Genomic DNA, 19,986 nt, shown 5'->3' with positions numbered 1-19,986 from the left:
CCTCTGTTCTATTTAGATTATTTATCTTCATCAATCCCTTTGCGCAGCGCGTTCCAAGCCAGTGTTGCACATTTGATGCGGGCCGGGAACTTATTTACGCCTGACAAAGCTTCCAATTCTTCATAATCATCGAATTCGACGGCTTCTCCCTTCATTAAAGAAGAGAAGCGGCTCGCCATATCCAGTGCCTGATCAATCGTTTTTCCTTTGACCGCTTCTGTCATCATCGAAGCTGAGGACATACTAATCGAGCAGCCTTCGCCAGTAAAACGGGCATCTTCGACCACGCCGTCTTTCGTTTTGAGTTGAAGAGAAATTCGGTCACCACACGTAGGATTATTCAAATCCACCGTAACGGCATCTTCCTCAAAACGTCCGCGATTGCGCGGATTTTTATAATGATCCATAATCACGCGTCGGTACAAGTCATCAAGTTGCATCGCCAAAATACTCCTTTGTTTGGATTAAGGCGCTGACCAGAGCGTCGACTTCTTCTTCCGTGTTATAGAGATAAAAGCTAGCACGTGCAGTTGCACTGGCTTTCAGCCAGCGCATTAACGGCTGGCAGCAATGATGCCCCGCACGTATAGCTACCCCTTTGCTATCCAGTACAGTAGCTACATCATGCGGATGCACATCATCCAGGTTAAAGGTTACGAGCCCGACATGACGTTCTGCAGGTCCGTAAATAGTCAACCCCTCCACTTCACGGAGACGTTTGAGGGCATAGTTGGACAGACGGCTTTCATGCTGCGCAATGGCGTCCAGTCCGATGCTTTCCAGAAAATCAATGGCAGCTCCCAAGCCAACAGCTCCGGCGATAATCGGAGTTCCACCTTCGAATTTCCAAGGCAGCTCCTTCCATGTGGATTCATACAATCCCACATCGTCGATCATTTCACCGCCGAACTCAATCGGCTCCATGTTTTCCAGCAGCGCCTTCTTGCCGTACAGTGCTCCGATCCCGGTAGGAGCACACATTTTGTGACCCGAAAAGGCATAAAAGTCAGCATCGATATCTTGCACGTCTACTTTCATATGTGGTGTGCTTTGTGCACCGTCTATAACGATGACTGCGCCTTTGCGATGGGCAATAGCTGCAATCTCTTTGACAGGGTTCACAACACCAAGCACATTGGAGACATGCGCAATCGCTACAATTTTCGTGTTTTCTGTAATGGTATTCTCCACATCAGCAAGATCAACGCTACCATCCTCTTGAAGTGGAATATATTTCAAAGTCGCGCCTGTGGCTTTGGCTACCTGTTGCCACGGAATCAGATTACTGTGATGCTCCATTTGTGTGATGACAATTTCATCACCTGCCTGGCAATTAGCCCTGCCATAGGAAGAAGCGACAAGATTCAGCGCCGTTGTTGTTCCTCTTGTAAAAATAATTTCCTGACTGCGCTTTGCATTCAGAAAGCGGGCTACCTTCTCCCGCGCACCTTCATAAGCATCCGTTGCGCGGCTACCCAAGGTATGCACACCACGGTGAACATTTGAATTATCATATTCGTAGTAGTGCTTGATCGCCTCGATGACCGCCAGCGGTTTTTGCGAAGTGGCCGCATTATCCAAATAAACCAGCGGATGACCGTTAATCTCCTGATGTAAAATCGGGAACTGTTCACGGATCAATGCAGTATTCATTGGCCTAACTTCCTTTCAACAAGGCTTTGCAGCTGATGTTGAAGTCCTTCGAGCGGAATTTCAGATACGACAGGTGCCAAGAAGCCATAAATAATCAGACGCTCAGCTTCTGCACGGCTAATCCCACGGGACATCAAGTAATACACTTGTTCACGGTTTACCTGACCAACCGATGCTGCGTGACCTGCTGTTACATCATCTTCATCAATCAGCAGGATCGGGTTAGCGTCACCACGCGCTTTCGGGCTGAGCATCAGAACACGTTCTGTTTGCTGACCGTCTGCTTTGGTAGCACCTTTTTCAATTTTTGTAATTCCGTTAATGATGGAAGAGGCTTCTTCACGCATTACTGCGCGCGTAATCATCTGACTGGCGGAATTTTTACCAAAATGCTGTGCTTGTGTCGTATAGTTCAGCTTTTGTGAGCCGGAACCTACAGCAATGATCTTGGCATCCGAATTGGAGCCATTGCCTTTGAGCACGGACATGGTATTGCTTGCTGTATTACCGTTGTTCATTTCGCCCACAATCCATTCGATAGCTGCGTCATTTCCCAACGTGGCACGACGAATCGAAATATCCGTTACTTGCTCTCCAAACTGATGAACTGTCGCATAACGTACTTTAGCTCCTGCATTTGCAACAACTTCTACCGCACCGTTATGAAGAACAGGTGCCGCCAAATCCGCAGATACATAGTTGTCTACGTAAGTCACGGAACTGTGGCTTTCAACAACGAGCAGCACATGCGGTGCAAATGTTGCAGTCGCATCGTCCGTCAGGAATACAGCTTGAAGCGGAACGTTCAGTTCAACATTTTTAGGCACATAAGCAAATACTCCACCGTTCCAGAGTGCTGCATGCAATGCAGACAATGAATTTTCTTCAGCCTTAATAACTGTGTTCAGATGAGCTTTAACCAAATCAGCATGTTCTTTAACCGCTGTTTGCAAATCCGTGAAAATGACGCCTTGCGCCGCCAATTCCTCGCTCAGCTTCACATATACCGCGCCGGAGTTGCGCTGAATAATCAGACCGCCCTCCTGTTGCTCTTTGACCAGATCAGCAATGGCTGCAGGAACCTGCCCTACCGATGCAATGACCTCGCTCTGTTTATGTTGACCGTAATCGTTTAATTTCCAACGTTCGATTTTTGTTTTTTCAAATACCGGAAGCTCCAGTTTGCCTGCAAGCTCAAGTGCTTTTTGTCTGTCTTCGGCCAGCCAAGATGGTTCGCCGTTATGTTCGGACAGAACACGCAGTTGCTCGGAATCTACCGGAAGGATTGTTTGTGTAGTCATTAGTTTTCCTCCTCGCTTCCGGCTTACGCCTCTTGTCCTACAGTTTCATCAACGATACCCAGCTCTTCCTTGATCCAGTCGTAACCGTCCGCTTCCAGACGCTCAGCAAGCTCAGGTCCACCGGATTTAACAATACGTCCTTGCATCATTACATGTACATAATCTGGTTTAACGTAGTTTAACAGACGTTGATAGTGAGTAATGATAAGAAAACCACGCTCTTCGGAACGCATAGCATTGACACCGCTAGCCACGATTCTCAAAGCATCGATATCCAGACCGGAGTCGATTTCATCAAGAATGACAATTTTCGGATCAATCATCATCATTTGCAAAATTTCATTCCGTTTTTTCTCACCACCAGAGAAGCCTTCGTTCAGGTAACGGTGAGCAAACTCTGGGTTCATTTCAAGCTCTTTCATTTTGCTTTCCATTTGACGGATAAACTTAATCAGGGAGATTTCTTGTCCTTCTTCACGGCGCGCGTTGATTGCACTACGCAAAAAGTCGGAGTTCGTTACCCCTGCAATTTCACTCGGATACTGCATCGCCAAGAACAATCCTGCACGTGCACGCTCATCCACTTCCATATCCAGCACGTCTTCTCCATCCAAAGTTACTTTGCCATCTGTGACTTCATATTTAGGATGACCCATCAAAGCAGACGCGAGTGTACTTTTACCCGTACCGTTAGGACCCATGATGGCATGGATTTCTCCGCCCTTCATTTCGAGGTTAATACCTTTCAAAATTTCCTTGCCTTCAATGGTCGCTTTGAGACCTTCAATCTTAAAGTTTGTAGCCATATTCGCAATACCCTCCAAAAATTGTAGTGTGGTGTCGAAATCAGAAAGTATATTTAAACAGGGGAGCCCCCTGATTTCAAGCAAACATAATATTTAAAAATTTATTTATAATCATTCTAAACTGATTCTCAATGATTCTCAAGTTATTTTATAATAAATATCTTCAAGGGTGCAACCAACAGACACACGTTATCCAACTTTCTTCATAAAATGTTCACCCTACCAAGCACACAAATGGCAAAATACATCCTGCGAATGTTTATTTAATTATAAATTTGCACAAAAAACATGAGATACATGATCTCTTTTCAGCCATAAAAACGCTACTGACAGCATGACGTCAGTAGCGTTTTACATGTAAAGGGTTCATTTCAGAGCGTAACCCCATCACTATGGAGTGGAATTAAATTCACCGAACTAGGCATAAGTGATGAATCGAAATTCTGACAATTAGCCCAAATAAGAGCGAAGCATCCACATATGTTTTTCCAGATCCGCTTTATAACCGATCAGCAAATCTGCCGTTGGCTGGTCGGAATTGCTTTCCGCCAGTTCGATACCTTCCTGAAACTCCTCGCATACAGTTGCAAAATCCTCGATCAAGGTTTGTACCATCTTGGGAGCATCTTCGTTGCCGTTTGCTTCCTGAATCGACGACAGCTCCAGATATTCCTTCAACGTTGCGGAAGGAGAACCTTTCAACGCGAGCAAACGCTCGGCGATCTCATCCATTTTCAATGTCACTTCATTGTATAACTCTTCAAATTTAACATGGAGTGTGTAGAAACTGGAGCCTTTCACATACCAGTGATAGTTATGAATTTTTACATATAACACATTGAGGTTAGCGACTTGACGGTTTAAAAGTTCCTCCACCGATTTGGTTTGCGTATTTTTCGAGTTACTTGTTGTTTTAGCCATCATAATCCCTTCCTTTTTCATCAAATTGATTTTCAGGAACGTTTACGTATCCATCACCGTCATTGCTGACGGTAAGACGCCAGCGGGCATCCTAATATCACCTGCCGGACGTCTGTTTCATATTTACCCTTACTATACGGAGTTGAAACAAAAAGAAGAGTACTCCTTTCTTCCTCTTTCAATCCCCATAAAAAAAATGTACAAAACTTCAATGATTTTCGTTATACTTTCTCTATCCTATCAAAATACTTGGTTTAATATTGTGATATTTTATAACTATTTACATGCGCACAATTTATGGAGGTGACTTCGTTGTCCCAATATCATCCTTTAACGACTGAAGAAGCAATCGAATTCGTGAAGAACATCCCCGGATTTTTTAGTCAGGATGCCCGTCTGGAATGCCGAGAAATCGGTGATGGTAACTTAAATCTGGTTTTTCACATTACGGATTCTGAATCTAATAAGAGTATCATTGCCAAGCAGGCACTTCCCTATGTAAAAATTGTGGGTGAATCCTGGCCGCTTTCACTGGATCGTGCCCGTATTGAACGCGAGGCACTTCAGCAGGAACACCATATTTGCCCAGAATTGGTTCCTGCGGTACTGGCGTATGATGATGAGCTTGCGTTGACCGTGATGGAGGATCTTAGCTCACACACCATCATGCGCAAGGGACTAATAGAAGGAAACACCTATCCATATTTCGCTAATCATATTGGGGAGTTTCTGGCACGCACGCTCTTCTTCACCTCAGATTTGGGCATGAATCAGCAGGACAAAAAAGATCTGGTTAAACGCTTTATCAACCCAGATCTCTGCAAAATAACTGAAGATCTGATTCTGGATGAACCGTATCGGTTCTCAGATAATAACAACTATGGTGCCTACATCGAAGACGAAGCAGAGGCGCTACGTACAGATCAAGTGCTTCACTTGGAAGTGGCTTTGCTGCGAGAAAAGTTTTTGACACGAACCGAAGCGCTTCTGCACGGTGACCTTCATACTGGCAGCATTTTCGTAACGACCGAATCGACTAAAGTCATTGATCCTGAATTTGCCTACTACGGACCCATGGGCTTTGACATCGGAGCGGTGATCGCCAATCTGCTGTTGAACTACGCAGCACAACCCGGATGGACCTCTGGCGAGAAAGCTCTAAAGGAAAGACGTGACTGGCTTCTGGAGACTGCCATTCAGGTATGGGAGCAGTTTGAGGGTAGGTTCCGCAAACTGTGGGACGAGCATGTCACCGATCATATGGCACGTACAGCGAGATATCAGGACTTGTATCTCCAGAAAGTACTGCAAGATACGATTGGTTTTGCAGGGTGCAAAGTGATTCGCCGTATCATCAGCCTGTCGCATGTGGCAGATATCGACACTATTGCCGATCCTGCTATCAAGGAAGCTGCGGAACGTCTGGCGTTATCTATCGGTAAATCCTTGGTTCTTCGCAATCGCGAGCTTCATTCGATTCGGGAACTGGGAGACATTGTTCGGACAGCAACAGCTGCCCAAACTAAAGGAGCCTAATGAATATGAGTGAAAAGAATGAATCGGCGCCCGTAAACTCTGGGAAAGCTGCAGTGTCCAGGCAGGCTCTATCTTCACTGGTGTGGAAAGGTAACCATTTGTCCATGCTGGATCAGCGTCTGCTACCCGAAACGATTGTCATGCTGGATTTATTCACGGCCGATGAAGTATGGAATGGCATACATGCCATGAAGGTACGCGGTGCGCCCGCTATCGGGATGGCAGCGGCCTACGGCGTTGTGCTAGGAGCTACCGCCTACGACGGCACCGACGCTGCTGAGTGGCTGCAGCATGTAGACGCCGTGTGCGGACATTTGGCTACTTCACGGCCGACAGCCGTGAACCTCTTCTGGGCTCTGGACCGCATGAAGAAGCGGGCCGGGGAACTCATCGTTGAAGCTGCCGGAGGCCAGGTCGAAGACTGGAATGCCGGGCTGGAGCGTGAAGCCATAGCCATTCAGGCAGAGGATGAAGAAGTATGTCGCCAGATCGGCATCCATGCTTTACCTCTGTTCGAGGACGGGATGGGCGTACTCACTCACTGCAATGCAGGTGGATTGGCGACAGCGAAATACGGAACAGCGCTGGCACCGATGTATCTAGCGCAAGAGAATGGCATCCACCTCAAAGTATTTGCCGACGAAACCCGCCCTGTGCTGCAAGGTGCGCGGCTGACCGCTTTCGAGCTTCAGCAGGCAGGCATTGATGTCACCCTGCTCTGTGACAATATGGCGGGCATGGTGATGTCCAAAGGATGGGTACAGGCCGTCATTGTCGGCACAGATAGAGTCGCTGCTAATGGCGATGTGGCCAACAAAATCGGCACCTACAGTCTAGCTGTGCTAGCGAAGGCGCATGGCATTCCTTTTTATGTCGCTTCCCCACTATCTACCATTGATTTGCAGACCGCAACAGGCGCAGATATTCCGATCGAGGAGCGTTCTGCGGAGGAAGTTACCGAAAGCTTTGGTAAAAGGACCGCCCCGCAGGGCATCAAAGTCTACAACCCAGCTTTCGACGTTACACCTCATGAGTACATTACCGCCATCATTACCGAAAAAGGAATTGTACAAGCACCCTTTAGCGAGAGCCTGACCAATTTGTTTGCCGAATAATTGTTCTTGCAGATCATATAGTTCGTATATAATTCAAAGAATTCTTCTCGATAGAATAGAACTTTTCATAGAAAAAAACCGGAGCCAAAAAGTCCGGTTTTTTTCGGTTCTTGTTCCTCTACTTTTATGCAACATATGCACATAGGCTTCATTACACCAGTTTCAATAATGCTTCGTAGCCTGGCATCCCCGGCTTAATCCCCAGCTGCTCCGCTTCTGTCGTCACCGATTCCATCGGCGCTTCCAACAATTCTTTCAGCGTTTTTACCCCCACAGCTCGTGCGGCAAGAATTTTCCGATCCGCCAGCCGCTCATTGAGCAGTCCAACATCCAGTGCACCACACATGATGTAACCACGGGAGTTGGAGATAGTCAGCAGCGTTGTTTTAGGCATTTTGACTTCGACTCCGATAAATGTATGCTCACCCACTTGTACGGGTTCCATGTGTATCATGGTTATTACATGCACCTCCTCTTTGTTCACCCGGGATATTTTATGCGGCATTTGCGGGTAAGTGTGGACGCTCGTGGATACGTTCAAAATATCATGGTGAATAACTATAACTCGAGGGGGCCTCCTAACTTTGGGCAAAATTCAGTACAATGTTCTTTTCGTTTAGTTGTTTAAATATTTTGTAGGCGTAAGTTCATTGTTTATATTTACAACACTATAAATAAAGATAGGAGTATGCGATTCGCATACTCCACTTTTTCAGATGCCTTAATTTATTTTATGAAAATCGAAATACATTATAAATCTACAGTAATTGCACTACTTTTGTCCCCTTTTTTATATCTTTAATATTTTCCGAATCCTTTACACTAATACCAATGAGTGGAAGGTTTAGCAATGGAAAAAGAAATGCTAATATCCAATACGTCCAGTTCACATTTCGTCCCATCTAACTTATCTACTTGTATTTTTGAACCTATCAAACTTTTCAAATTGGTATAATCCGGCTTATCTAATTCAATATTTGTTCCAATTAAAATGATTCCTTTATTGGGTGTTTTAATAATATCTTCTAACTTCATAATCTCCAAAAGAACATCTCCATTCTAACTAACGTTCATGTATGAACAGATATCTTTAACTTCCCTAATTTTGATACCTTCGTTTTTTAATCTAGTAATTCCATCTCTTAAAAGCATGATTCTTTCTAATTGAGTCAAGTCAGGAGCAAATCTTGCAGCTCGGATACTTGCTTGAGCTTCGTCAAGTGCAAAGTTCCTAGTTAAAACATTAAATTCATCATCCATAACTTGAAAGGATTTTCCGGCTAGTCCTGCTTCATAATGCCCGACAACTTCATGAGCTATTGTTCCATGACCAGTAATCCGGCTATTAGCTGCTAATTTACCTGTGGCATTAGAAGGAAGTACATCATTATTTATATTGAGAATCGTATCGAATAATAATCCTGTAGGAGAAGTATCATTAGGCCCCGCTACACGGATATTTTCTTCTGGCATTCCTATTTCTTTTGCATACTGAGTTAAACTTCCAATTTGTGCTTCAGTTAAAGGCACTTCATTACGCAGACCATTAGTATCTATAATTTTTCTTGTAATGTCTGTTCCTTCTATTATTCGGGTAGTTCCATCTTTTAATGGAGTATATTTTACAGACCCTGATAACCCAATTTTAGGCTTGATTACTGAACTAACTCCTCCAAATAATCCAGCTGTACCGATCATATTAGCCCAGTGTTCCTTTGACCAGGCATTGTTTGGATTAAATGCCCCTTGAATCATACCTGTTACTCCAAATGTACCGAAATTGAGCATGTCATTCCATGAATCGTTTTGTTTAGCTGCCCGTTCCATGTACCCTTGGTACATTCCTTTTGGAATACCATAATGACATATAATCTAGAAAGCTCCAGACTGAATCAAACTTTTTCTCATAGCGTACTGAGTTAGCGTCTACAAAATCCTGACCTAGTTCAGTTAAGCTATCTACTGATTTTTGGAACGATATTCCGTGTATCTGGAGCAGGAACAGCACATGAATTCGGTGGAGGTGGTAAACAACTTGCGTCAATGTTACCTGCTTCCATCAGATCTGCTAATCTGAATTTATCTGCATGGTGACGTAATTCCCTAGCAATAGAATCCGTCAAGGTAACAAAGTCATTCATATTCTTCTGAGAGGTTTGGAAGGAATAGTAAAAGTGCTCTTTAGTCAGTCCTTCCCACAATTGTCCCATAGATGAAATTTGTTGTACTAAATTACTATTCATTTGAGTTGCCGTTTGCTGTGCTAACTCAAACTGCTTGGAGGCAGTCATAAGCTGCTCAGGTGTCACTTTAATAGTTGTCATAGTTTACCTCTAGTCATGAGTTCGTTATGACATAGTAACATTATTCAAATTTATGGAAAACCATCTTAATTCCTAATTGTTATGTGAAGGGTTACCCTTTCTGCCTATGTCTATAGACCTTATAGTTGTAACGGCAATCATATCCTGCAACTCAGGAATGAGTGTTAGAAGTTTTTTATAATTATGTAGTTGTTGCTTGGTTGTGCTAATTTCTTAAGAAAGACTGAATTGTGTTTTAGGCTCGCATTCTTTTTAATGTACTAGTAGGTTCTATACTCAATTCATAAGAATATTCCCTTAACCAGCTCGTCTCAACTTTCGGTATGTATAAAGGCATTCATGTATGAACATATTTAATGTTCTGACAATTAATTCTTCGAATTTTTCACTTTAGTGATATTTATGGCAATAACAATAATTAGAACGATGAGCAAAACATTAGTCATAGTAAGTGTGCTATCTAAGTTGCTCAATCTAGTTTCAATGTCCTGTAAACCTGAACTAGTTTTATCCCCTATTTCACTTATGTTAGAACTCATCCGATTTAAATACTGTACTAATTCACCTATATCCATCCAGCACACCTCCAGTCAATTGTTTACAATTATTTCAGACTATAATGAGACCGTTAACAAATTCTATTTTCTGGAATTAATTAAAAATATTAAAATCTAAAAAGGCATTACCCGCAGTTCTAATGAGTTTTATTGTTTTTTAGCATGTTTCTCTGGAATACTAGGAGAACAAGCGAAAGCAAGCGAGGCACCTACACAGTATATTCAGATCAATACTCTTTATGTTGATCTACCTTACAGTTCTGATAAATATTCAAAGAAGTGAAAATGAAAAAGAAGTAGAAATAAATGTTACTGAAAAAGAGTCAGGGAATGTGATTTACACTGTAGGCGAGTTGAAAGAAAGTAAAACGATTAAACCACAGGATATTACTATAAACGGCTACGAAACACTTACTGTATATCAAGATTATAAGGATGGATTTGTAACTGCTAGATTATATTCGGTAATGTCAGTATATAGTAGTGGTTTATTTGGTGAGATTTCGAATGTTCTGGAAACATATTGGGCACCAGTTAGTGATGGTTCTTGGAGTTTGGAGAATACACATGCTAATACCATTTCTACAACTGGTAAATTCCCTACTCAAAGGGTCCAAATTACTGGAACTGCTGTGGTTGATACTGTAGAAACACAATCCGGTGGAGTTTTCTCTGGCGGTCTTGGGCTATAATCTAGGAGTTAATAACCATATGAGAAAAGCAATTAGCCAAGGCTTCACATTTAGTTATGGTAGATAACCAGTTCAAAATCTAACCTTACTTTAGATCTTAATACGCAGTGGTGCCAAACAATTACTAAATTTTGTCATTATCGGCACCGGTGTTTTTCTACAACTTAGAGACGAACCCCAAGTAAATAATTTCAATTCCTCGTATTTTCACCCCCCAATTCATTCCCTAACATACAAAAAAGGCTAAACGGACAATCCCGTCTAACCCTTAATTGTGACTTAATATTCTTCTTTCGAACAAACGCTCCATACTATTTATACAAACGTGCTAACTTCCTATATTCCAGCCCTAAACTTGAAACCAACCACTTTGAGCTGCCGATGGTATAGTTAACTTGACTACTCGTTGTTTGTGTACTTATAACTAATACTAATAAGAAAGTCGTCGTGCATAGCTTTCTAAATTATGATACTCCGTCTTGGCTTCAGCTAGGACAAATTTCTGATAACGTTCGACAATTATCCTGTAACGAAGGATTGAGCGTTCATCATTAATTATAATGGATTTCCTCATACCATCTAATAAGAACCGAACTCCCTTTTCGTACTGGCCTTTGGATAAACAATATTCAGCCAATTCACTCAATACGCCAACAAGCTGATTATTAATATTTTGCTGATCATTGGTTTGTATTTCTGCGTGATCATGTATGTTTGAAATTTCACACTCAAATCGATTCAGAATATCATCTACGTCCATGCTATAACGATTGGCTGCGATCATAATGTTCCATAGACCCGGAAGAATCTCATCTTTCGTTCTAGTAATGAGATCAGCATATGCAGGAGTACCTCTCTATTTCCAGCCATGAGCTTGGTCAGGCACACATTAGTCTCACCCCACTCCTGAAATAAGTTTTTCCAGTGTTTTGTTTCTTTATCAGTTTCTTTCACCCATTTTAAATCAACAGATTCATAGGCTGCTTGCAGTGCTAACTCATAGTTTCCTTGCTCATAGTTAGCGCCTCCAATAAGTGAATTACTGAATGTTATATAAAAAAATAATGGTCGCAAAGGCTTCTTATCTTGTTCTCTTTTAAGAGAGTGTGCTATAGAATATTGCGCTTTGCCTAAAGCCCTTAAGTCTTTAGCAACTTCCTCAACCCGTTCCCATTTACGCAAAGATCGGTATACATTAGCCAAATCCACAAGGGCATCTAACTGGTCTATAGCGTCGAGTCGTTTGACAAATGACTCAAATTGGAGCGCTACTTGTAAATTTCTTTCCTGATCATCTCTAATCTGAATCTTGAATATACGATATTGGCAGATAGCTAGACGTTCAGAGTGCTGATACTTTTCCGCTTCAGCTACACCCTCATAGAGTAGCAGTGCCGCAGCATGTTGTCCCTGAGCAAATAGGTTTTCCGCTATTTCGAATAACTTGGGTGAATAGAGTAGATTGTCCATAATGGCTCCCACCACTCGACGAATCGCATCTAGCTTATCCAACTCCGCACAACGATACAAAAATGGCTCTATTCGCCTCATATTTGGAGGATGGTCGATGATATAGTTTTCTATAAATAGATCATAAAAGTGGCCTTCTGGTAAACTCATAGCCTCAGTGATTAGGTCGAGTTGGTTAACAGACATAGATTTATTACCTGTTACAATACTACTTATTATTCCCCTATTCATCCCTGTAATTTGTCCAAATTGCGATAGGTTTAAGCCTTCTTGTTTTAGATATTGTTCCAATTCTGCTCTAATCGTGGGTGCAATTTTCATCGATAAACCACCCTTTCAATGTGAACTCACAATGCGATGCATAGCTAAAATTATTATGTAGTTGTGAAACAAGTAGTAAAATGTTTTAACGTTCTTGATTGTACCATCTTTTGGAACAAAATCATATACTTTTCATATTTGCGTTCAAGACACCTTTTGGGATAGTTTGCAGTGGTTGCACGATTAAAACTATCATCATCTGACATATGTAGATAGTTTTATTGTCGGAAATCAGAATATAACTCTAGGCTATACAAAGTTACCCAATTGAATAGTTATGTTCATATTCTATTGTAATTTATCTATGAATTGAGCTTAGATTGGATATATAGCATACAAGCAATCTTAACGATATTTAGGATGGCATCGAGAGTCAAAAATTAACTTCAGTATGGAAGTGCATGTGATAAGGGTAATTTTGGAAATTAAATAGACGTTTACGATGTAAAATACCCCCCCCACCCTTTTTTTATTGTACCTGCTAGTATTGATCAAAATAGACATGAAAAAGAAACCTAGACATAATCATCTAGGCTTCATACACATGAACAATATCTTATCCTAATTGTTGCTGTTGCTCATATTCTTTAACTCTACGATAAAACGTTCTGTTTTTCATACCTAGTTCTTCCATTGCCTCCACAGCCTTGATTGCTCCAGATTTCCATTTGTCATACACTTGAGCAAATTCAGTTGTGATCTCCTGCTTAGGACGACCAAATTTCACCCCTGCTGCTTTGGCTACCTCTATCCCTTCACTCTGTCTTTGTTTATTTTTCAACCTCTCCTGTGCAGCTACGTATGCAAGCATACTTAGGAATTGATCCTCTAAAAGTTTTCCTAAATCACCCATTGTTTTGAACTTACGACTATCAAATAAAGTTTCATTATCTAAACATATAATGTCTGCTCCAACTTCCCGTGTAATGTATTTCCATTCATCTATAATACCATCATAATCTCGGCCTAGTCTGTCCAGTGCATCTATGTAAATTAAATCACCCTCACGAATCATTAACCGCATTGCCTGATAGCGAGGTCGGTTAAAATTCTTCCCACTTAACTTGTCCACAAAAATATATCTTTCATCAATTTTCAATTCTCGAAACTTTACTAGTTGTCGTTCTGGATTTTGATCCTTAGCAGATACTCTACCATAAGCTATTTTCAATACAATTACACTCCCTTATTCCAACATTGTGCCAAAAAGTATACACAATTCATGTCATGTGACTAAATTCATTATACCACTTATTGGCACACTTAAACAGGTGTATTTTTAATATGTCTAAAAGCATACTTTATGACATAGTGTTGAAAAAGACCTTGGCTAAATTGAGCATAATAAAAAGGGCAACCGAAGTCGCCCTAGATATTCCAATTATACAACTTAACTTTTCAAATGCTTTAGTACACAAATCTATTTACTGTCTTCTTCCTTGATGTAAGTAGCGTCATATTGAATGATTGCTTTAGTTTCATCAGTAGCCTTTGAAACGTCGTAGACTACTTCATCTTGATTGAATTTATCTTCATCATGGAGAGATTGCGGTTTTTTTATAAATAATCCATCTTTAGTATAAATTTTATCAGGATGATTAAGTTCTTCTAATACACTATCAGGGACTATTGCTTTTGTAACGCCCTTCATTTCTTCAGAAGCATCGTCACTAGCAAAAATATTATTACCAATAACTACAGCAAACGTAACAGTAAGGGCAGCCAACCCCAAAAATTTCAATTTAGCCTTCACTTCTTCCCTAACCCTTCATTAATTAATTTGCATATCCATTCCCAGAAATTTTAATCGGGTAACCAGACCCATCATTTCCGGAATGATTTCCAATTAGCAAATAAACTGGATTGAACTCTAGAGATGCATCGTTGCCTGTTATACCTAAGTTAGTGTGCGAAAAGTTGGTCGTGGTGACTATTGATAATAGTGTGAAAAAATTAACTCGTTTTTCCTAACTGTGAAAACGCCATCTTATAAGCCACAAACGTAATAATTGCGTAGATAAAACCATATAGAAGCCAAGCATCTATATTAACTGCAATGGTTTCTAAATTAGTGGCAATAAATATAAGAGGCAGTAACAAGGCTAGTATTAATCCTAAGTAGATGTTTCCTTTGAAATAGGCGAAACATACTCCGATCAAGATTGCCAGAATGGGGCAAAATATAAAAGTAGGGAGGAGGGGATTAAGTTTTGGAAATAACCAATAAATCATAATAATCACTCCTTAAAGTTAATTAGTCAGAAAAAAACGAATCATTTCCTTGTTTGATTTAAATGCTAGAGGAATGACATGTAATTCTTTGCCTGTCAATAAGTCATATTCTCTTATTTCCCTTATTCTATCAGCAGGAGAATTTTTGACATAATCATATAGGACAAAAACAGATCCTGCAAGATAGTGTACTCCAGATATTACTCCTTTCTCATTTTGTATTTTTTCGGAGACGGAATTGCTTTGTTTTAATCTCAACTTTTTAGGATTTTTGTTGAGGTCATTGAAAATAGTATAATTTAAGTCTTCAGAGAGAATATATAATTTATCGTTGTAAATTTGGCTGTCATAAAACAAAAATGAAGTATCTGACAATGATGTTTCATTTTCTAACTTACCATTTTTAGGGTCAATTATCTGCATTATAGGATGAAATTGTGTATCAGATGTATTGCCATCAAGAAATACAATAAGCTTGCCTTTAAATATTTGTAGTGATGCTCCATTTTGGCCTACCGGAAAGTATTCTTTTAAACCATGTAAACGATTTTCTATAGTGAATTGTTTGATCTTCTTTGATGTTTTTAAATCAATGACATAAATACCTACAGAATTATCATTATTGTTCACATATAAAGTGTATGCCATATTATTGTATTCAACGGTTGATAATAAATATCCATTCAAAAGAATATTTCTATATTTCAAATTTTTTTTATCGAAATAAACCAATTCATTGGTGTACTGTGTGGGAGAATAACTCGGATTAATACCCACGTTCATGGAGAAAAATAGATGATTGTCGCTTTCTTTTAAAAATGAAGTTCCGATATTCCTATCTTTTCCATACTTATTAGGTCCAAAAAATGGTTGAAGAATTCCATTTTGATTAAGTATGTAATGTCTATTTTTTCGTTCAGACATTAAATAATAGTCATTCTTTACTTTGGCAAAATAATAAAGTGACTGGGCATTAACTAAGTTTTTTTTGTCTAAAATCTCGCCTTTATTGCTGTATTTCACAATTTCTGCACCGTCATCCATTGCATTAGAATAAACAACAGTAAATGTCTCTGATTTTGTTATATTTTTCAATGAATGATGTGTTGTAGTAAACCAAAACGTTGAAACTGCTAATCCAAGTAAAAATAAAGTTGCAACAATAATTCTTATTCTTTTTTTAAAGAGCATAATGTCCCCCCTTAGTGAAATCACTCACAGGAAAAAATATATATTCCTGTGAGTGATTAGGTTTGTTAGTTACTATAGTAAATTGAAGTATTACCGGATTTAGCTATTTCCATTGGGGTAACAATAGGATCAATTGTTATATAATCAACATCAATCCCCTGAGTTTTCCAAGCCTTCCATACCAACTGTGAACAATAAAATTTATCTTCTGTCCATGGATTAACAAAATTCCAGTTATAGGGTTTTCCAATTTGATTAGCTGCATATTGTGCAGCTGCTCTATATTGGGAACCCGAAGCCCCTTTAACGCTCATTCCATAAACATTTGAGCGACCTCTCCAATCATTTGTGTGATATTGAACTCCATCAGCTGGGAACGATTCTACTGTTTTACCACTTAGTAAGGAAACAATAGCAGCATGTCCTGGATATCCGAAATCAATACCCCACGAACTTGCGTTATAGGCAACCAAAATATCACCAACTGTTCCTAAACTTGATGCTGCTAACCTAGGATTCTCCGAGCTATCAGTGAGCGATTGGCTAGTTTTTTGGTCATTCAATGCCTTCTCTTCCAATTCCCCGCTTTTTATGATACGAAGATCATTTTCATTATGTTTACGGAGTAACTCAATATCATCATCACTCATTCCAGCATCTTTCATTTTCTGATAATAATTGTCATTAACACTGAAGGAAGGCGATGTTTCATCGGCTGCATAAATGTTTGCACTGGGAAGAAGAAGGATACTTAGAGCAAGACTAGCGGAAAAAGCTAAACTAAGAACTTTTTTCATGATTATACCTCCAAATGGGATTTAATTGATATAAGAGAATACTCCGTTCAAAGTTTGTCTACATGTTTATCCATACTTCATTTTTTGTCCCTCCATATGACAGAGTCTCGTATGTCTATTTTTTGGAGGATGATGTATGTTAAATTTAGTTAGTTAGCTCCATAAGTCAAATAGAAATACGAGCTTACGCAATCACCTTCTAAGTAAGAAGTAGCAATTGCGAATATATTGTTTATGTCCGGCAGAGTAACCGTCCAATAACAATCAATTTTTTTAAGGCTAAATACAGAGCTTTATGTTAAAAAAGTATGTAATGGTAAATATAGATTTGAGCGATCTATACATGTGCTATAATCTCTAATTTTGATTAAAAATGTATATTCTAAGCTTTTGGATAAAAATCCCTATCCAATATATTCAAATTATATACATAGATTCAACAAAAGTCAATTTGATCTACTTTTTTCAAGCTACTTGTAATCATAGTTTGAAAGTAATATTTTGATGTTCTCAGTAAAGTGGATAGGAAGTTGACGCTGTGTCAACCATATGAGGGTTTCACCAACTTTGGAGGCACTGTAGAGATAGCCTGTAACTACACCCGTATCGAAGTTCAATCGTGAAAATTACTCATATGTGCATAAATACTATATTCCATATGACTTTTTGAGCCATTATGGTTCAAAATTATGCCTGAATATATTTACATCGTTGCCGTATCGAGAAAACAGTGAAAATACAGATAAATAAAGGGAATTGTGGAGAATTACTTTGCATCGTGGTTTCAATCGTTGGTATCGGAGAAAAATCTTCAAAAAAGATTGGTACATCAAGGGATTTTAAGACTTTCACCTAATAAATTGTGTGCAATTAAAATTTAAGAAATCCTTTAAATATCTATGTTTTTAAAAACAGCAAACACGTATCGTAATCGTAACAAGAATCGCGGAATGGAAGTGTTATTTTCATCAGTTTTCACTCTATCAAGTTGGTTCATGTCATATATATAATAGAAGAAACTCAAATCTAACCTCTCAAATTCAAAGAAGCCTCCTTACCTCTCAACGAAATACTTATTTGTCATATACCATGCTTTTCCTTTATTCGTATCCACCATACCCTTTTTGCTATCCAAGAATACAATATCACCACATTCTTTACAGCCCCATTTGTTCTTTCTGTATGTTGATTTCTCTATATAGGAAGCTCCACATTTACACTCTACTTGAATCAATACCTTATGCTGACTATATGCATTTGTTAACTGTTCACAGGCCTTACTTGTTACTGTAGATTGTAATGCTGTTACATGTTCCCTTTGCTCAGAATATTCATTATGTACCTTAAAATCTGCTACAAGCTCAGGATTCAATCCAAAATGCTCTCTGCCTACTGTTGTTACATATTTACTGCCTACACGATAAGATTCTATCCAGTCCTGTATTTGTTTGGTGAATAGGTTTACACTTCCTTTGATGCCGCTGTTCAGAGTGTAGGTCATTGTGTAATGCTGGTTTTGATTCATTTTTAGATCATCATCTCCAATACTATGAATTGATTGTCTTTGAATAAATCTTCTTATTGAGTATGTCTTCTTGTTTCTTTAATATCTTAAATCCATCCCTAGAATAAATGTCTGGTTTATCAGACAATAAAATATAACCCTCATCAGTAGTTTTTAATAAGTAAAGCTCAATATCTGTCCCGTTTATATTATCTGTGAAATAGTATACTCTTCCTATCCTCTTTGCTACAAAATATAAAGTCACATAAATAATTAAACATAATAAAAAGCTAAGAATTAAAGCTCCTAATATGGAACTGACCCCATAACGTGAGACACATCAAAACACCTTCAAGAGAATCAAGCCATGTCGTAAGATATGGAGATAACCTTGGAGGTATTTTTACGTTGGCAACGAGAGTTAGCTATCCAGTAGAAGTGAAGATGAAAGCTATTGAAATGAGATTGGCAAGAGTTCTGGTAAGAGAGGTTATGGAGCAGTTGGGAATACGGAATAAGACACAACTAAAAACATGGATGAGGTGGTATCGAAAAGGCGAAGTACATCGTCTGGAGCAACCTGTGGGTAAACAATACAGCTACGGAAAAGGTCCGGAGCACTCTTCGGAGCTTGAAAAAGTAAAGGCGGAGAACCGATTCCTGAAGCAGCAATTGGACCTACTAAAAAAATACAAGGAACTGGAAAGGAGGTAAGAACCAGAAGTTGCCGTTGCTTGGGTCGAATCCATTCGAGACGAAGTGACGGTGTCTGAGGCTTGTACATGGCTCGGGATCGCAAGAGCGACCTACTACCGCTGGAAAGCAGCCGTGAAGACAGAGCACACAGATGCTACGGTGGAGAAAATCCGGGGGCTTTGCATCCATCATAAATTTCGGTATGGTTACCGGAAAATCACCGCACTCCTTCGGGCAGAGCAAAGAATGAATCACAAACGGGTTCAGCGGATTATGCAGCGTGAGGGGCTACAGTGCCGCGTGAGGATGAAAAAACGAAAGATCACTGGGCAGCCCGCTTATCCGGCAGAAAATCTGCTGAAGCGGCAATTCCATGCAGAGGCGCCCCTGCAAAAGCTCGTCACGGACATCACCTATTTACCGTTTGGCGGAAAAATGTTGTACTTCTCTAGCATTCTAGATCTGTACAATGGGGAGATTGTGGCTTACAGTATAGCGGACAAGCAAGACACGTCCTTGGTTTTGGATACGCTGAATCAACTTCCAAAACGGACAAGCATGCTGCTTCATAGCGACCAAGGAAGCGTATATACGTCACAGGTTTATCAAGCTGCAGTAAAGGGAAAAGGCATTACCATGAGCATGTCCCGTAAAGGAACGCCCGCTGATAATGCCCCCATCGAATCGTTTCATTCCACACTAAAGTCTGAAACGTTCTACCTTGAATATCTCATCTGTATAACGACTGCAATCGTTGTACAGACCGTTCGAGACTACGTCACCTACTATAACTCAATTCGGATTCAAACGAAACTAAATAACCAGTCGCCGGTAGATTACAGGCGACGGGCTGCTTAAACTTGAAAGGTG

At 40.0% G+C, this 19,986-nt stretch carries 16 protein-coding genes and 3 pseudogenes; 4 read left to right on the top strand and 15 right to left on the bottom strand.

The features are described from left to right. Positions 1-17: 17 nt before the first annotated feature. The 5 genes from sufU to ACYCSE_RS18140 all read right to left on the bottom strand — a co-directional run bounded on the left by sufU (position 18) and on the right by ACYCSE_RS18140 (position 4,681). Complete coding sequence (sufU, locus tag ACYCSE_RS18160) at positions 18-440, bottom strand: Fe-S cluster assembly sulfur transfer protein SufU (RefSeq protein ID WP_235307950.1); 423 nt, start codon at positions 438-440, stop codon at positions 18-20. Next, the gene (locus ACYCSE_RS18155; RefSeq protein ID WP_459699207.1) at positions 430-1,653 is read right to left on the bottom strand and encodes a cysteine desulfurase; all 1,224 of its coding nucleotides are present in this window, start codon (positions 1,651-1,653) and stop codon (positions 430-432) included. The genes sufU and ACYCSE_RS18155 overlap by 11 nt, the downstream gene beginning before the upstream one ends. Beyond that, entirely contained in the window at positions 1,650-2,954 is a 1,305-nt protein-coding gene (gene sufD / locus ACYCSE_RS18150; protein ID WP_459699205.1) for a Fe-S cluster assembly protein SufD, read from the bottom strand. Before sufD ends, ACYCSE_RS18155 begins: the two co-directional genes overlap by 4 nt. A gap of 23 nt (positions 2,955-2,977) precedes the next feature. Next, entirely contained in the window at positions 2,978-3,760 is a 783-nt protein-coding gene (gene sufC, locus ACYCSE_RS18145) for a Fe-S cluster assembly ATPase SufC (RefSeq protein ID WP_013309552.1), read from the bottom strand. Between the two features lie 450 nt (positions 3,761-4,210). After that, on the bottom strand, positions 4,211-4,681 hold the full coding sequence (locus ACYCSE_RS18140; protein WP_069291579.1) for a Dps family protein: 471 nt from the start codon (positions 4,679-4,681) through the stop codon (positions 4,211-4,213). Positions 4,682-4,993: 312 nt separating this feature from the next. Between ACYCSE_RS18140 and mtnK the strand changes: the two genes are divergently transcribed. Together mtnK and mtnA are read left to right on the top strand one after the other, a co-directional pair. Continuing rightward, entirely contained in the window at positions 4,994-6,217 is a 1,224-nt protein-coding gene (gene mtnK, locus ACYCSE_RS18135; RefSeq protein ID WP_459699202.1) for an S-methyl-5-thioribose kinase, read from the top strand. Between the two features lie 5 nt (positions 6,218-6,222). Further along, positions 6,223-7,332: an S-methyl-5-thioribose-1-phosphate isomerase gene (gene mtnA / locus ACYCSE_RS18130; protein WP_459699200.1), complete on the top strand. Its 1,110-nt coding sequence runs from the start codon at positions 6,223-6,225 to the stop codon at positions 7,330-7,332. A 151-nt stretch (positions 7,333-7,483) separates the two neighbouring features. On the opposite strand, the gene ACYCSE_RS18125 is transcribed toward mtnA, so the two are convergent. The 3 genes and pseudogenes from ACYCSE_RS18125 to ACYCSE_RS18115 all read right to left on the bottom strand — a co-directional run bounded on the left by ACYCSE_RS18125 (position 7,484) and on the right by ACYCSE_RS18115 (position 9,656). Then, positions 7,484-7,786, bottom strand: coding sequence for a YunC family protein (locus ACYCSE_RS18125; protein WP_459699198.1), 303 nt, complete (start codon positions 7,784-7,786; stop codon positions 7,484-7,486). 368 nt (positions 7,787-8,154) lie between these two features. Beyond that, the gene (locus tag ACYCSE_RS18120) at positions 8,155-8,376 is read right to left on the bottom strand and encodes a hypothetical protein (RefSeq protein WP_459699197.1); all 222 of its coding nucleotides are present in this window, start codon (positions 8,374-8,376) and stop codon (positions 8,155-8,157) included. Between the two features lie 19 nt (positions 8,377-8,395). After that, positions 8,396-9,656: pseudogene (locus ACYCSE_RS18115) on the bottom strand (WXG100 family type VII secretion target). Positions 9,657-10,452: 796 nt separating this feature from the next. Here ACYCSE_RS18115 and ACYCSE_RS18110 point away from each other — a divergent pair. Then, positions 10,453-10,905, top strand: coding sequence for a hypothetical protein (locus ACYCSE_RS18110; protein WP_459699195.1), 453 nt, complete (start codon positions 10,453-10,455; stop codon positions 10,903-10,905). Positions 10,906-11,335: 430 nt separating this feature from the next. Here the strand turns inward: ACYCSE_RS18110 and ACYCSE_RS18105 are convergent. The 7 genes and pseudogenes from ACYCSE_RS18105 to ACYCSE_RS18075 form a co-directional block, all read right to left on the bottom strand. Next, positions 11,336-12,696, bottom strand: a pseudogene (locus ACYCSE_RS18105) (transcriptional regulator). A 556-nt stretch (positions 12,697-13,252) separates the two neighbouring features. Beyond that, positions 13,253-13,867 (bottom strand): recombinase family protein, encoded by a 615-nt coding sequence (locus ACYCSE_RS18100; protein ID WP_459699193.1) that lies wholly within the window; start codon positions 13,865-13,867, stop codon positions 13,253-13,255. Positions 13,868-14,116: 249 nt separating this feature from the next. Next, complete coding sequence (locus tag ACYCSE_RS18095; protein ID WP_103744414.1) at positions 14,117-14,449, bottom strand: hypothetical protein; 333 nt, start codon at positions 14,447-14,449, stop codon at positions 14,117-14,119. A gap of 200 nt (positions 14,450-14,649) precedes the next feature. After that, positions 14,650-14,928, bottom strand: a complete 279-nt coding sequence (locus ACYCSE_RS18090) for a hypothetical protein (RefSeq protein ID WP_103744415.1) — start codon at positions 14,926-14,928, stop codon at positions 14,650-14,652. 18 nt (positions 14,929-14,946) lie between these two features. After that, a complete protein-coding gene (locus ACYCSE_RS18085) occupies positions 14,947-16,119 on the bottom strand; it encodes a YncE family protein (RefSeq protein ID WP_254349346.1) in 1,173 nt (390 codons plus the stop codon). A gap of 65 nt (positions 16,120-16,184) precedes the next feature. Beyond that, positions 16,185-16,916, bottom strand: a complete 732-nt coding sequence (locus tag ACYCSE_RS18080; RefSeq protein WP_459699190.1) for a YiiX/YebB-like N1pC/P60 family cysteine hydrolase — start codon at positions 16,914-16,916, stop codon at positions 16,185-16,187. Between the two features lie 1,054 nt (positions 16,917-17,970). Then, complete coding sequence (locus ACYCSE_RS18075) at positions 17,971-18,441, bottom strand: hypothetical protein (RefSeq protein ID WP_459699188.1); 471 nt, start codon at positions 18,439-18,441, stop codon at positions 17,971-17,973. Positions 18,442-18,828: 387 nt separating this feature from the next. Here ACYCSE_RS18075 and ACYCSE_RS18070 point away from each other — a divergent pair. Then, positions 18,829-19,974: pseudogene (locus ACYCSE_RS18070) on the top strand (IS3 family transposase). The last annotated feature ends 12 nt before the right edge of the window (positions 19,975-19,986 follow it).

The sequence above is a fragment of the Paenibacillus sp. SEL1 genome, from assembly GCF_054602535.1.
The sequence above is the reverse complement of the archived record's forward strand: the minus strand, read 5'-3'. Positions and strand labels throughout refer to the sequence as shown.